14 protein-coding genes are annotated in these 13068 nt (G+C 68.8%); 3 read left to right on the top strand and 11 right to left on the bottom strand.

Annotated features, from left to right (window positions below; genetic code table 11):
- Positions 1-525, top strand: coding sequence for a TonB system transport protein ExbD (gene exbD / locus STARVERO_RS03490; RefSeq protein WP_159597922.1), 525 nt, complete (start codon positions 1-3; stop codon positions 523-525).
- Complete coding sequence (locus STARVERO_RS03495) at positions 522-1391, top strand: energy transducer TonB family protein (protein ID WP_144343095.1); 870 nt, start codon at positions 522-524, stop codon at positions 1389-1391. Before exbD ends, STARVERO_RS03495 begins: the two co-directional genes overlap by 4 nt.
- 20 nt (positions 1392-1411) lie before the next feature.
- On the opposite strand, the gene STARVERO_RS03500 is transcribed toward STARVERO_RS03495, so the two are convergent.
- The 6 genes from STARVERO_RS03500 to STARVERO_RS03525 all read right to left on the bottom strand — a co-directional run bounded on the left by STARVERO_RS03500 (position 1412) and on the right by STARVERO_RS03525 (position 7685).
- Entirely contained in the window at positions 1412-1909 is a 498-nt protein-coding gene (locus tag STARVERO_RS03500; protein WP_159597923.1) for a GNAT family N-acetyltransferase, read from the bottom strand.
- Between the two features lie 20 nt (positions 1910-1929).
- Entirely contained in the window at positions 1930-2925 is a 996-nt protein-coding gene (locus STARVERO_RS03505; protein WP_159601562.1) for a dipeptide ABC transporter ATP-binding protein, read from the bottom strand.
- Between the two features lie 17 nt (positions 2926-2942).
- The gene (locus tag STARVERO_RS03510) at positions 2943-3932 is read right to left on the bottom strand and encodes an ABC transporter ATP-binding protein (protein ID WP_159597924.1); all 990 of its coding nucleotides are present in this window, start codon (positions 3930-3932) and stop codon (positions 2943-2945) included.
- Entirely contained in the window at positions 3932-4813 is an 882-nt protein-coding gene (locus tag STARVERO_RS03515; RefSeq protein ID WP_159601564.1) for an ABC transporter permease subunit, read from the bottom strand. The genes STARVERO_RS03510 and STARVERO_RS03515 overlap by 1 nt, the downstream gene beginning before the upstream one ends.
- 58 nt (positions 4814-4871) lie before the next feature.
- On the bottom strand, positions 4872-5885 hold the full coding sequence (locus tag STARVERO_RS03520; RefSeq protein ID WP_144343092.1) for an ABC transporter permease subunit: 1014 nt from the start codon (positions 5883-5885) through the stop codon (positions 4872-4874).
- Positions 5886-6086: 201 nt separating this feature from the next.
- Entirely contained in the window at positions 6087-7685 is a 1599-nt protein-coding gene (locus STARVERO_RS03525) for an ABC transporter substrate-binding protein (RefSeq protein WP_418655052.1), read from the bottom strand.
- A gap of 278 nt (positions 7686-7963) precedes the next feature.
- Here STARVERO_RS03525 and STARVERO_RS03530 point away from each other — a divergent pair, with 278 nt between their 5' ends.
- Positions 7964-9199, top strand: coding sequence for an acyl-CoA dehydrogenase (locus STARVERO_RS03530; RefSeq protein WP_159597925.1), 1236 nt, complete (start codon positions 7964-7966; stop codon positions 9197-9199).
- A gap of 121 nt (positions 9200-9320) precedes the next feature.
- Here the strand turns inward: STARVERO_RS03530 and STARVERO_RS03535 are convergent, their stop codons facing one another.
- The 5 genes from STARVERO_RS03535 to STARVERO_RS03550 form a co-directional block, all read right to left on the bottom strand.
- Complete coding sequence (locus STARVERO_RS03535) at positions 9321-9722, bottom strand: methylglyoxal synthase (protein WP_159597926.1); 402 nt, start codon at positions 9720-9722, stop codon at positions 9321-9323.
- Positions 9719-10168, bottom strand: coding sequence for an RrF2 family transcriptional regulator (locus tag STARVERO_RS03540; RefSeq protein ID WP_144343089.1), 450 nt, complete (start codon positions 10166-10168; stop codon positions 9719-9721). Before STARVERO_RS03540 ends, STARVERO_RS03535 begins: the two co-directional genes overlap by 4 nt.
- A 97-nt stretch (positions 10169-10265) precedes the next feature.
- Positions 10266-10412: a hypothetical protein gene (locus STARVERO_RS23320; RefSeq protein WP_186291932.1), complete on the bottom strand. Its 147-nt coding sequence runs from the start codon at positions 10410-10412 to the stop codon at positions 10266-10268.
- Between the two features lie 57 nt (positions 10413-10469).
- Entirely contained in the window at positions 10470-11795 is a 1326-nt protein-coding gene (locus tag STARVERO_RS03545) for an ATP-dependent DNA helicase (protein WP_159597927.1), read from the bottom strand.
- A gap of 194 nt (positions 11796-11989) precedes the next feature.
- A complete protein-coding gene (locus STARVERO_RS03550; protein ID WP_159597928.1) occupies positions 11990-12832 on the bottom strand; it encodes an EamA family transporter in 843 nt (280 codons plus the stop codon).
- Positions 12833-13068: the final 236 nt, after the last annotated feature.

Consider the following 13068-nt stretch of genomic DNA (forward strand, 5'->3'; position numbering starts at 1 on the left):
ATGGCCGCCAAGCTCCAGAGCAGCGACAGCGACGATCTCGTCGAGAACCACGAGATCAACGTCACGCCGTTCATCGACGTGATCCTGGTGTTGCTGATCATCTTCATGGTGGCCGCCCCGCTCTCCACCGTCGACGTGGCGGTGGACCTGCCGGCCTCCAATGCGCAGGTGCAGCCGCGCCCCGACAAGCCCGTCTACCTCACCGTGAAGGACGATCTCGTCCTCGCCCTCGGCAATGAGGACATCGCGCGCGGCGAACTCGGCGCCACGCTGGACCGCACCACCGAAGGCAAGCGCGACACGCGCATCTTCCTGCGCGCCGACAAGGCGGTCGCCTATGGCGACCTGATGGAGGTGATGAACCTCCTGCGCGCGGCGGGCTATCTCAAGATCGCGCTGGTCGGGCTGGAAATGGCCGGCCAGCCGGCCGCCACGCCGGGTGCTCCGGCGGGTGCTGCCCCCGCTGGCGCGGCCCCCGCGAACCCGGCTCCCGCGGCTCCTGCCTCGGGGGCGCCGGCCCCATGAGCCTTCTGCTGCTCAAGGGCGGCCCGCGCCACAAGCTGCGCGAGGCCGGCATCTGGCTGACCTGCGGCGCCGTCGTGCTGGCGGTGCATGGCGGGGCGCTCGGCTACATGATGTCCGAGCCGCCGATCGTCGCGGCCGAGGAGCCGGCGGCGATCATGATCGAGCTTGCCGAGATGCCGGTCGCGCCGGAGTCCGAGCCGCTCGAGCTGCCGCCCGGCCCGCAGATGGTGGAAGCGCCGGAGAAGGTCGAGGAAGAGGTTCCGCCCGATCCTCTTGCCAAGGACGAGGACGTGCCGCCGCCCGAGCCCGTGGAGGAAGAGGAGCCGGTGCCGGAAGTGACCGAGTCGCCGGCCCCCGAGATCGAGGTGCCGTTGCCTCCGCCTCCGCCGCTCGCCGCCGAGCTGAAGCCGCGCGAGAAGAAGCCCGATCCGCCGAAGCAACGGCCGAAGCCGAAGCCCAAGCCGCGCGAGCGCGACAAGAGCGACAAGCCCCCGGCGCCGCGCACTACCTCCGCGCCGTCGCTCGACGCGGCGCGCTCGGACCGTGTCGCCGCCCCGACTTCCGGTGCGTCGTCGGCGAATAGCCGGGCGCCCGCCAATTGGCGCTCGCGGCTGATGGCCCATCTCAACCGCCACAAGCGCTATCCCGGCGGGGCGAGCGGCAGCGGACGGGCGCGGGTGTCCTTCTCGATCAACCGTTCCGGCCAGGTGCTCTCGGCACGGCTGGCCGGCAGCTCGGGCAATCCGGCCTTCGATCAGGAGGCGGTCGCCATGGTCCGCCGCGCCTCGCCGGTCCCGGCGCCGCCGCCGGAAGTGCCGGGTGGCACCATCGTCTTCACCGTGCCGGTGCAGTTCAGCCCGCGGTAATGGCGGGTGAGGACGGGGAGCTAGCCGAGATCGGCGAAGGCCGGCGCGTGGCGCAGGTCGCCGGTGCGGGTTGGCAGGTCGCCATCGAGCGCCAGCGCCATGAAGTACGGTCCGGCATAGGGCGAGGCGAAGCCGGCGGCGAGCCCGGCATCGAAGCCGAAGCGGCGGTAATAGTTCGGCTCGCCCAGCACGAAGATGGCCTGCCAGCCGTGACGGAGGGTATGGTCAATGGCGGCGTGCACCAGCGCGGCGCCGATGCCCTGTCGCTGCCGGTCCGGCCGCACCGCCAGCGGGCCGAGCGCGAGGGCGCGCAGCGGCGCCGCCATGCGGCTGAGCAGAACATGGCCGAGCAATGCCTCGTCCGCGCCCACGCCCTCGACCGCCACGAGCGACAGCACCACGTCACCGTCCGCCTGCAGGCGGTCGACGAGATCGGCCTCGACCGGCTGGCCGAAGGCGGCGCGGTTCAGCGCATGCACCGCCGTCCGGTCGGCGGCCGTCTCGGGGCGGATGTCCATCTCGCCAGACGAGCCGGTGCTCAGCTTACGGCCCAGCAGGCGACGAGCTGGGCGCCCTTGCGCTCCAGCGGCGGCATCTCCACCCGGCAGCGGTCCATCACCAGCGGGCAGCGCGGGTTGAAGGGGCAGCCCTTGGGCGGATTGAAGGGCGAGGGCAGCTCGCCCTCCAGTACGATGCGGTCCTTCCTCGCCTCGGGGTCGGCGACCGGCGTCGCCGAGAGCAGCGCGCGCGTATAGGGGTGCTTGGGCGCGCCAAAGATGGCGTCGCGCGGGCCGTGCTCGACGGCGCGGCCGAGATACATCACCAGCACCTCGTCGGCCATGTGCCGGACCACGCCGAGGTCATGGCTGACGAACACATAGGCGACGCCGAGGCTCTCCTGCAGTTCGACCAGCAGGTTCAGCACCTGTGCCCGCACGGAGACGTCGAGGGCCGAGACCGGCTCGTCGAGCACGAGGATTTTCGGCCGCAGCACCAGCGCGCGGGCGATGGCGATGCGCTGGCGCTGGCCGCCGGAGAACATGTGCGGGTAGCGCCCGTGATGCTCCGGCCGCAGGCCGACGCGCTTCATCATGTCGAGCGCCCGCTCGCGCCGCTCAGTGGCGGAGAGGGTGGTGTTGACCAGCAGCGGCTCCTCGATCGCCTTGCCCACCGTCTGGCGCGGGTTGAGCGAGCCGTAGGGGTTCTGGAACACCATCTGCACCTCGCCCCGGTAGCGGCGCCGCGTGGCGGCGTCGGCTTCCGCGACATCGGTGTCGTCGAGGCGCAGCGCGCCCGAGCCGGGGCGCTCGATCAGGGTGAGCATGCGGGCGAGGGTGGACTTGCCAGAGCCGGATTCGCCGACGACGGCGAGCGTCGAGCGCGGCGCGAGGCGGAAGCTGACGCCGGCCACCGCCTTGACCGTCGCCGATTTGGCGAACAGCCCACGCGACACTTCGTAGCTCTGCGCGAGGTCGACCGCCTCCATCACCGCGTCGGTGGAGGTGCGGGTGGGGAGGGCGGCCTCCGTGGCCATGACGGGAACAGGTTCGCTCATGCCGCGATCTCCCGGCGTTGCGGCACGCCCGCGAGCAGCGGGGTGTGGCACAGCGCGAAGCCGAACTCCGCTCCCGCGCGCGGCGGCGGTACGTTGCGGCAGGTGTCGGTGGCGAAGCGGCAGCGTGGCGAGAACAGGCAGCCCTTCGGCCGGTCGGCCAGCCCCGGCACCACGCCGGGAATGGAGGGCAGCATCCGCCCCTGCGCGCGCTCGGGCAGCGCCGCGAGCAGGGCGGCGGTGTAGGGGTGGTGCGGATCGCGGAACAGGCCGCGCGTCTCCTGCATCTCCACTTGCTGGCCGGCATAGTGCACGCAGACCCGCTGCGCCGTCTCCGCCACCACGCCCATGTCGTGGGTGATCAGCACGAGGCCCACGCCGCTGTCCTTCTGCAGGCGGAGCAGAAGGTCCAGTATCTGCGCCTGTATCGTCACGTCGAGCGCGGTGGTCGGCTCGTCGGCGATGATCAGCTTCGGCTTGCAGGCGAGCGCCATGGCGATCATCACGCGCTGGCTCATGCCGCCGGAGAGCTGGTGCGGGAAGGCGCTCAGCCGCCGCTCCGGCTCGGGGATGCCGACCAGTTCCAGCAGCTCGACCGCCCGCGCCTGCCGCTCGGCACGCGAGAGGTCGAGATGCGCCTTCATCGCCTCGCGGATCTGGAAGCCGACGGTGAAGCAGGGGTTCAGGCTCGACATCGGCTCCTGGAAGATCATGGCGAGGTCGCGCCCGATGATCTTGCGCCGCTCGCGGGCGGAGAGGGCGAGCATGTCGCGCCCGTCGAAGGTCAGCCGGTCGGCCGTCACCGTGGCGGTCCATGGCAGGAGGCCCATTACCGCCAGCATGGCCACCGACTTGCCGGAGCCGGATTCGCCGACGATGGCGACCAGCTCGCCCGCCTCGACGTCGAGGTCGACCCCGTCCACCGCGCGGAACGGGCCGCGGGAGGTGGCGAAGGTGACGGACAGGTTGCGGATGGAGAGCAGGGGCATCAGCTTCTCCTCAGCTTCGGGTCGAGCGCGTCGCGCAGGCCGTCGCCCATCAGGTTGATCGCCACCACGGTGACGAGGATGGCGAGGCCCGGCAGCGTCACGATCCACGGCGCCGAGCGGATGAATTCGCGGCTGTCGGCCAGCATGGCGCCCCATTCCGGCGTCGGCGGCTGCGCGCCGAGGCCGAGGAAGCCAAGCGCGGCGGCCTCGAGGATGGCATCGGAAATGCCGAGCGCCGCCTGCACGATCAGCGGCGCCAGGCAGTTCGGCAGCACGGTGACGAACATCAGCCGGACCTTGCCGACCCCCGCCACCTGCGCCGCGACGACGTATTCCTTCGACAGCTCGGCGATGGCGGCGGCGCGCACGAGGCGCACATAGCGCGGCAGATAGACCACCGTGACGGCGATGATGGTGTTGGCGAGGCTCGGCCCCAGCACCGCCACCACGAGGATGGCGAGCACGAGGCTGGGGATCGCCACCACCACGTCCATGATGCGCATCACCACCACCTCGACGCCGCCGCGCATGAAGGCGCTGGCGAGGCCGAGCACGATGCCCAGCGCCACCGAGACGACCATCACGGAGAGGCCGATGCCGAGCGAGATGCGCGCGCCGTAGATGAGGCGCGAGAGCACGTCGCGCCCCACCGCGTCGGTGCCGAAGGGGAACTGCCAGCTTCCGCCCGCCCAGACCGGTGGCTGCTGCACGAACTGCCGGAACTGCTCGACCGGCGAGTGCGGCGCCACCCATGGGGCGAAGATCGCCAGCAGCGCGATGAACGCCACCACCATGAGGCCGAGCACCGCGCCGCGGTTCTCGCTGAAAGCGGACCAGAAGGCGCGCAGCGAGGAAACCTCGGGCGGCACCGTTTCCACCATGGCGATGGCGGCGGGATCGAAGGCCGGGCCTTCCCTCATGTTGTCACCCGCCATGCTGTCACCCGCCATGACGGATCCTCGGGTTGATCGCGACATAGAGCAGGTCGACGATGAGGTTCACGAGGATGACGATGCCCGAGATCAGCATGATGCCGCCCTGCAGGGCCGGGTAGTCGCGGCGCGAGATCGACTCGATCAGCCATTTGCCGACCCCCGGCCAGGCGAAGATGGTCTCGGTCAGCACCGCGCCGGCGAGGAGCGTGCCGGTCTGCAGGCCGATCACCGTCACCACGGGGATCAGCGCGTTGCGCAGCGCGTGCAGGCCGACCACGCGCAAGGGCGAGAGCCCCTTGGCGCGGGCGGTGCGCACATAGTCCTCGCCCAGCACCTCCAGCATGGAGGAGCGCGTCATGCGGGCGATCACCGCCAGCGGGATCGTGCCGAGCACGATGGAGGGCAGGATGAGATGCGCCACCGCCGCGCCGAACGCGCCCTCCTGGTCGGAGAGCAGGCTGTCGATCAGCATGAAGCCGGTGACGGGCTCGAAATAGTAGTTGATCAGGTCCATGCGGCCGGAGACGGGCGTCAGCCCGAGATATTCCGACATGAACATGATCAGCAGCAGGCCCCACCAGAAGATCGGCATGGAATAGCCCGCCAGCGCCGCCGTCATCACCGTGTGGTCGAAGATGGAACCGCGCTTCACGGCGGCCAGCACGCCGGCCGGAATGCCGAGCACGATGGCGAAGACCAGCGCGCAGAAGGCGAGTTCCAGCGTCGCCGGGAAGAGGATGAGGAATTCGTTCAGCACCGGCGTCTTGGTGACGATGGAAACGCCGAAATCGCCGTGCAGCAGGCCGTTCGCATAGTCGAGGAACTGCTGCCAGATCGGCCGGTCGAGGCCGAGCTCGTGGCGGAACTGGGCGAGGCGCTCGGGCGAGATGCCGCGTTCGCCGGTGCGCACCTCGATGGGGTCGCCCGGAACCAGACGCACCGCGACGAAGGTGACGAACATCAGCGCCACGAAGGTCGGCAGCGTCAGCGCGACGCGGCGGAGAAAGAGTTTCAGCATGTCGGTGCGGGGGATCCCGTCGAGGCGGTGTGGCTGCCGGACGTGTCGCGGTCGGACGCATCGTGGCCGGGCATGTCCCGGCCGGGTGCGTCCCGGTCATCCACGATGCCGCCTGCGTGCAAGGCGTGGATCCCCGGGCCGCAGCCCGGGGATGACGGTGAAGCGGTGATGGCCACGCCCGGCGGCGTCGGCCTTTTCATGTCACTTCAGGTCGACGCCGTAGAATTCATGCCGGCCGAAGGGGCTGACCTTGTAGTCGACCACTTCCTTCCGGGTCGGCTCGTAGACCACCGAATGGGCGATGGTGAACCAGGGCGCCTCTTCCTTGAAGATCACCTGCGCCTGCTCGTAGAGCTTGGTGCGCTCGTCCTTGTCGGCGATGGTGCGGGCCTTGGTGATCAGCGCGTCGAAGTCCTTGTTGCACCACTTGGCGAGATTCTGGCCACCCTTGCGCGCGGCGGGGCAGCCGAGCAGGAAGAAGAAGTTGTCCGGGTCGCCATTGTCGCCGGTCCAGCCGAGCTGGCCGGTCATGTGCTCGCCTTCCTGCATGCGCTTGCGGTACTCACCCCACTCATAGGAGACGAGCTTGGCGTTGATGCCGAGCTTGGAGAGATCCGACTGCATCATCTCGGCGATGCGCTTGGCGTTGGGGTTGTAGGGGCGCTGCACCGGCATCCACCACAGGTCGATGTCGAGCGGCGTCTTCACGCCCGCCGCCGCCAGCATGGCCTTGGCCTTCTCCGGGTCGTAGGCGTAGTCCTTCACGGCGGTGTTGTAGGACCAGATGGTCGGCGGGATCGGATTGACCGCCGCCTGACCGGCGCCCTGGTAGACGTCCTTGATGATCGCCGCCTTGTCGATCGCCAGGTTGAAGGCCTGGCGGACCTCCTTCTTGTCGAAGGGGGGCTTCTCGACGTTGAAGGCCCAGTAGGCGATGTTCAGGCCCGGCTGCGAGAGCAGGTTCACCGCCGGGTCGGTCTTCATGCCGGCGATGTCGGCCGGGTTGGGCGCGATCATCACATGGCACTCGCCCTTCTTCAGCTTGGCGTAGCGCGCGGTCGGGTCGGGGGTGATGGCGTAGACGAGGTTGTCGATCTTGGCCGGGCCCTCGAAATAGGCCGGGAACGCCTTGAAGCGGATCACCGCGTCCTTCTGGTAGGTCACGAACTGGAAGGGGCCGGTGCCGACCGGAATCTGGTCGAGCTGCTCGGGCGCGCCCTTCTTCAGCAGGAAGTCGGCATATTCCTTCGACATGATGGTGGCGAAGTCCATCGCGAGGTTCGCCAGCATCGGCGCGTTCGGCTCGGTCAGCACGAACTTCACCGTGTAGTCGTCCACCTTGTCGATCGACTTGAGCAGGCCGGGCATGCCCATGTCGTTGAAGTAGTCATACGCGCCGCCCGTAACCTTGTGATACGGGTTCTCGGGCTTCCACTGGCGCTCGAACGAGAACAGCACGTCGTCGGCGTTGAAGTCGCGGGTCGGCGTGAAGCCGTTGACGCCCGAGTGGAACTTCACCCCCTTGCGCAGCTTGAAGGTGATCTCCTTGCCGTCGTCGCTCACCGTCCAGCTCTCGGCGAGGGCGGGAACGACGTTGGTGGTGCCGCGCTCGAATTCGACGAGCTGGTTGTAGACCGGGCGCGCCGCGTCGAAGCTGGTGCCGGTGATGTTGAGCGCGGGCGTGAAGTTTTCCGGGCTGCCTTCGGAGCAGTAGACCAGCGTCTTGGCCGCGTAGGCGGGCGCCGCGAACGCGGTGAGCATGGCAGCCGCAAGGGCCACTTTCGTGTTGATGGCCGGCATGGAATTAGTCCCCTCTTGAGGACGGCGGCTGGCGTTCCCTGTTGATCGGGATGGCCGGTTTTTGGTCGCCGCGGTCCGATCTCGAAACTGAAACACGTGTCCGAATATTGCGCAATCACACCCCACCCCCCGACCAAAGTCGCATGACGCAGGGGAGCCTTGAAGCCGCGCGCCGGGTCGGCAACCCGCCGGATGCATCCTGCCGTGCGAAGTTGTAAGAGCATGGAGCCGGCGTCATCCGTCGCTCGTCGCCGCCGGCTCGTTCGGGAGATTTTCTCATGAGTGCCGCGCCGTCTTCCGCTCTCGCCGCCGCATCGGCCCCCGCCAAGCCGGCACGGGCCGTCTTCGACTGGGCCGATCCGTTCGGCCTCGATGACCAGCTCACCGAGGAGGAGCGGCTGGTTCGCGACACGGCGCGCGACTACGCGCAGGAGAAGCTGCTGCCACGCGTCGCCTCCGCCTTCATGGAGGAGCGCTTCGACCGTGAGATCATGAACGAGATGGGTGAGCTGGGCCTGCTCGGTCCCACCATCCCGGAGGAATATGGCGGCGCCGGCCTCGGCTATGTCTCCTACGGCCTCGTCGCGCGGGAGGTGGAGCGGGTGGATTCCGGCTACCGCTCGGCCATGAGCGTGCAGTCCTCGCTCGTCATGCACCCGATCAACGCCTATGGCAGCGAGGCGCAGAAGCGGAAATTCCTGCCGAAGCTGGCCACCGGCGAGCTGATCGGCTGCTTCGGCCTCACCGAGCCGGATGCCGGCTCCGACCCCGCCGGCATGCGCACCCGCGCCGAGAAGATCGACGGCGGCTATCGCCTCACCGGCTCGAAGATGTGGATCACCAATTCGCCCATCGCCGACGTCGCGGTGGTGTGGGCGAAATCGGCCGCTCATGACAACGAGATCCGCGGCTTCCTGCTGGAGCGCGGCATGAAGGGCTTCTCGACCCCGAAGATCGAGAACAAGCTCTCGCTGCGTGCCTCCATCACCGGCGAGATCGTGATGGACGGCGTCGAGGTGCCGGAGGAGAATCTGCTGCCGGCCGTTTCCGGCCTCAAGGGCCCGTTCGGCTGCCTCAACCGCGCCCGCTTCGGCATCGGCTGGGGCGTGATGGGCGCGGCGGAGGCCTGCTACACCTCGGCGCGCCAGTACACGCTGGACCGCAAGCAGTTCGGCAAGCCGCTGGCGGCGACGCAGCTCATCCAGAAGAAGCTCGCGGACATGGCGACCGAAATCGCGCTGGGCCTCCAGCTCGCGCTGCGCGCCGGCCGTCTGTTCGACGAGGGGCAACTCCCCGTCGAGGCCATCTCGATGCTGAAGCGCAACAATTGCGGCAAGGCGCTCGACATCGCCCGCCTCGCCCGCGACATGCACGGCGGCAACGGCATCTCTGGCGAGTTCCCGGTCATGCGGCACATGGTGAACCTCGAGACGGTGAACACCTACGAGGGCACGCACGACATTCACGCCCTGATCCTCGGCCGGGCGATTACCGGGCATCAGGCGTTCTTCTGAGGGTCTCGAAGCAGCCCGCCATCCCCGGGCTTGACCCGGGGATCCACGGCTTTCCTCACGCGCCAAAAAGTAGATGGCCGGGCCCAGCCCGGCCGTGAGGGTGTGAGTGCGGGGAGGTTGTCTATTCGTCCGCCGCCACGGCCGCGATCAGCATCTGCGCGGTGGCGGGGTTGAGTGCCAGCGGAATGTCGTAGACCAGCGCCACCCGCATCAGCGCCTTCACGTCGACGTCGTGCGGCTGCGCGGTCAGCGGGTCGACGAAGAACACCAGCGCCCGCACCCGGCCTTCGGCGATCAACGCGCCGATCTGCTGGTCGCCGCCCAGCGGGCCGCTCTTCAGCCGGGTGAGGCGCAGCTCCGGGCAGGCTTCGAGGATGCGCCCGCCCGTCGTGCCGGTGGCGACGATCTGGAAACGGGCGAGGACGTGCCGGTGGGCGATGGCCCAGGCGACCATCTCGTCCTTCTTGCTGTCATGGGCGACGAGGCCGATGAGGCCCGGCCCAAGCGAGGCACCCAGCGTCATATGTTGTACATGAGGTCGGCGTTGGGCGTTTCGGCGAAGACGATCATGTCCTGCAGCGACATGCCGTCGAGTATGTCCGACATGGCGTCGCGCACCTTGCTCATGGTGATGCGCACCGAGCAGGTCTTAAGGTCCTCGCAGTCCTGGCAGGGGACGTAGGCGCTCTTGCTGGCGCAGTTGATCGGCGCCAGCGGCCCGTCCAGCGTGCGGATGATGTGGCCGATGCGGATCTCGCGGGGCGACTTGGCGAGCGCATAGCCGCCGCCCGGCCCCTTCTTCGAGCGCAGCATGCCGGCGTTGCGCAGTTCGAGCAGGATCGCGTCGAGGAACTTCTTGGGGATATTGTTCGCGGTGGCGATTTCCTGGCCCATCGCGCTCGATCCCGGTTCGAGCCGCGCAAGGAACAGCATGGCCTTCAGGCCGTACTTGCCTTTGTTGGTCAACATATCCGCATATCACCCAGCACGCGCGGCCGGAGCGAATCTCCGCCGGCAACACGCTATATAGATGGTAGATCAGTCGGACTTTTACCAGAAGGCGAAATCAGCGGGCGGTTTCCGCAACGGCGACAGGGGGAGCGGACGGCGCGTCGCGGAACGGCTGCGCGAAAAGGACGGCGCCCACAACGGCGCCATAAGCCAGGGCGAACAGCAGCTTGTCGCGATAACGGCGGATGCCGGCCTGACTCATCGATCCCTCTCCAACTGAGAAGGATAATCTATCAACAATATGGATTTTGTAAAGCCGCTAGGCCGGGGCGAGCGCCGCGCCCGCCTCGAAGGCGGCGGTGAAGGCGGCGACGCGGCGGTCGATGCGGATGTCGGAGGTGCGCAGCGGCCGGGCGAGCGAGAGCCCCTCCAGCGAGCGGGCGCGCGAGAGCGCGACATAGGCCTGCCCTGCGGCGAAGGCGCCGCTGTCGAAGTCGATGCGCACGTCGTCCAGCGTCAGCCCCTGCGCCTTGTGCACCGTCACCGCCCAGGCGGGGACGAGGGGCAGCTGCGTGTAGGTGCCGACCACCTTGGCCGCGACCTTGCCCGTCGCCTCGTCCCAGTCGTAGCGGATGCGCTCCCAGCTGGTGCGCTCGATCTCGACCAGACCGGCCCCGTCCAGCCGCACGAAGGCGCGGTCAGGCGCGAGGCCGGTGACAGTGCCGACCGAGCCGTTCACCCACTGCTTTTCGGGGTCGTTGCGCACCATCATCACCCGTGCGCCGATCTTCAGCGCCAGCGTCTCCGGCACCGGCAGGCGGTCATTGGCGAGGTCGAACTCGCCCTCGCTCTTGCCCTCGTAGAGGCGTCCTTCATCGTGCAGGGCGTCGAGGCCGCGCCGGTTGTAGGCGTCGACCCGCATATTGGTCGGCGCCAGCACCACCGGGATGCGCCCGGGCCGGTGCTCGCGGTAGGAGGCCTCATTGATGGCGGCCACCGCCTCCGCCACATAGCGGCCGGCGCGCAGCTCGGCGAGGACGCCGACAAAGGCGTCGTCGGTCTGTCGGTGCACCTGCAGGAAGGGCAGGCGCGTCGGCTCCACCTCGCGCAGCACCCGCGCGTCGAAGGCGAAGGGGCCCTCATAGCCGAGATGGCCGAGGATCTCGCGCTCGGCCGTGGGCACCACCGGTGGCAATTGCAGGAAATCGCCGACCAGCACCACCTGCACCCCGCCGAAAGGCTCGGGGTTGCCGCGCGCGATGCGCAGGGACCGGTCCACGGCGTCGAGAACGTCCGCCCGCACCATCGAGATCTCGTCGATGACGAGGCGTTCCAGCTTCTTCATCAGCGTGCGCTTCGGCGAGCGCGGCTTCACCTGGTCGGGATCGACGAGGCGCGGCGGCAGGCCGAAGAAGGAATGGATGGTCTGCCCACCGAGCTGCAACGCGGCGACGCCGGTCGGCGCGAGAAAGGCCTGCCGGCCGCCGCCATGCCGCCGGAGCGCGTGCAGGAAGGTGGTCTTTCCCGTGCCCGCGCCGCCCAGCACCATCACCAGCGGCGCGCCGGAGCCGACCACGGCGAGCGGTCCGGCGAAGGCGTTCTCCGGGATGGCGGGACGAATCGGCAGCGACGTTTTCTCGTTCATCGGCGCAATGGAGCACAGGAGGGACGACGGGGCGAATATGGGGACGGCTTCCGTGGACCGTCATCCCCGGGGCTTGGCCCGGGGATCCACGACTTGGGCTGGTCGCACGGCGTTCCCGAAGACGTGGATGGCCGGGCCAAGCCCGGCCATGACGGCATGCGGGTGGACCGCGTCTGACCGATCTTCTCGATGATTCAATGCAGCTTGATCAGCGCCAGCCCGGCGACGATGAGGGCGGCGGCGAGGATGCGCTCGCGGCGCAGCGGCTCGTGCAGCACCACCACGGCGATGACCGCGCCGAACAGCACGCTGGATTCGCGCACCGCCGCGACGAGGCCGATGGGCGCCTTCGTCATCGCCCAGATGGAGATCCAGTAGGCGGCGAGCGACATCGCCCCGCCGGCGAAGCCCGGCCCGATGAAGGAGAGCGTCGGCGCCAGCGCGCGCGGCCCCTTCCAGGCGAGGCCGACGAGGGTGATCAGCAGGCTGTCCATCACGAACAGCCAGGAGGTGTAGAGGTGCGGCGAGGAGGCGCTGCGCGCCCCGAGGCCGTCGACCAGCGTGTAGGCGGTGATGGAAAGGCCGCACATCAGCGCGAGCCGCAGCGCCGTGCGGTCGAAGGCGGCGAAGCCGGCCCGGCGCCAGGCGATGGTCAGGATGCCGAGCGCCAGCAGCGCCACGCCGAGGAAGCCCTGCGCGTCCACCGCCTCGCCCACCAGCGTCACCGAGAGGATGGTGGTGAGCAGCGGCGCGCTGCCCCGCGCGATGGGATAGACGAGCCCCATGTCGGCGCGCCGGTAGGCGCCGCTCAGCGTCAGGTAGTAGACGAGATGGATGAGGACCGAGGCGAGGATCCACGGCCAGACATGCGGCTCCGGCAGGCCGAGATAAAGCGCCACCGGCAGGGCGATGATGCCGCAGGCGGCATTGACCAGCACCACGGCGAGGAAGGGATCGAGCCGGATCTTGAGGACGGCGTTCCAGCCCGCATGCATCGCGGCGGCGGCGATGACCGCCATGAAGACGCTGGGTTCCATGAATGGGGGACAGGCCTCAGGGGGCGATTCGTAAATTGCTGCGTGCGCGCAAGCTTAGCTGGAGAGCGTCGTGGAGCGCCGCATCTTCTACCGTCGGTGGATCGATCGACGTGGAGCCTGCCGATAACCGCCAGATCCGCCGTCATCCCCGGGCTCGGCCCGGGGATCCACGACGTCCTGCATGGAACCGGACCAAGGCGTGAATGCCCGGGCCAAGCCCGGGCATGACGTTCGAC

Origin of the sequence: Starkeya nomas (assembly GCF_902703545.1) — a bacterium.
Lineage (GTDB): Bacteria > Pseudomonadota > Alphaproteobacteria > Rhizobiales > Xanthobacteraceae > Ancylobacter > Ancylobacter moscoviensis.

Bases quoted from the DNA above. Each gene is read 5' to 3' on its own strand.
- exbD (WP_159597922.1), top strand. From the start codon at position 1: ATGGCCGCCAAGCTCCAGAGCAGCGACAGCGACGATCTCGTCGAGAAC.
- STARVERO_RS03495 (WP_144343095.1), top strand. From the start codon at position 522: ATGAGCCTTCTGCTGCTCAAGGGCGGCCCGCGCCACAAGCTGCGCGAG.
- STARVERO_RS03500 (WP_159597923.1), bottom strand. From the start codon at position 1,909: ATGGACATCCGCCCCGAGACGGCCGCCGACCGGACGGCGGTGCATGCG.
- STARVERO_RS03505 (WP_159601562.1), bottom strand. From the start codon at position 2,925: ATGGCCACGGAGGCCGCCCTCCCCACCCGCACCTCCACCGACGCGGTG.
- STARVERO_RS03510 (WP_159597924.1), bottom strand. From the start codon at position 3,932: ATGCCCCTGCTCTCCATCCGCAACCTGTCCGTCACCTTCGCCACCTCC.
- STARVERO_RS03515 (WP_159601564.1), bottom strand. From the start codon at position 4,813: ATGGTGGAAACGGTGCCGCCCGAGGTTTCCTCGCTGCGCGCCTTCTGG.
- STARVERO_RS03520 (WP_144343092.1), bottom strand. From the start codon at position 5,885: ATGCTGAAACTCTTTCTCCGCCGCGTCGCGCTGACGCTGCCGACCTTC.
- STARVERO_RS03525 (WP_418655052.1), bottom strand. From the start codon at position 7,685: ATGCCGGCCATCAACACGAAAGTGGCCCTTGCGGCTGCCATGCTCACC.
- STARVERO_RS03530 (WP_159597925.1), top strand. From the start codon at position 7,964: ATGAGTGCCGCGCCGTCTTCCGCTCTCGCCGCCGCATCGGCCCCCGCC.
- STARVERO_RS03535 (WP_159597926.1), bottom strand. From the start codon at position 9,722: ATGACGCTGGGTGCCTCGCTTGGGCCGGGCCTCATCGGCCTCGTCGCC.
- STARVERO_RS03540 (WP_144343089.1), bottom strand. From the start codon at position 10,168: ATGTTGACCAACAAAGGCAAGTACGGCCTGAAGGCCATGCTGTTCCTT.
- STARVERO_RS23320 (WP_186291932.1), bottom strand. From the start codon at position 10,412: ATGAGTCAGGCCGGCATCCGCCGTTATCGCGACAAGCTGCTGTTCGCC.
- STARVERO_RS03545 (WP_159597927.1), bottom strand. From the start codon at position 11,795: ATGAACGAGAAAACGTCGCTGCCGATTCGTCCCGCCATCCCGGAGAAC.
- STARVERO_RS03550 (WP_159597928.1), bottom strand. From the start codon at position 12,832: ATGGAACCCAGCGTCTTCATGGCGGTCATCGCCGCCGCCGCGATGCAT.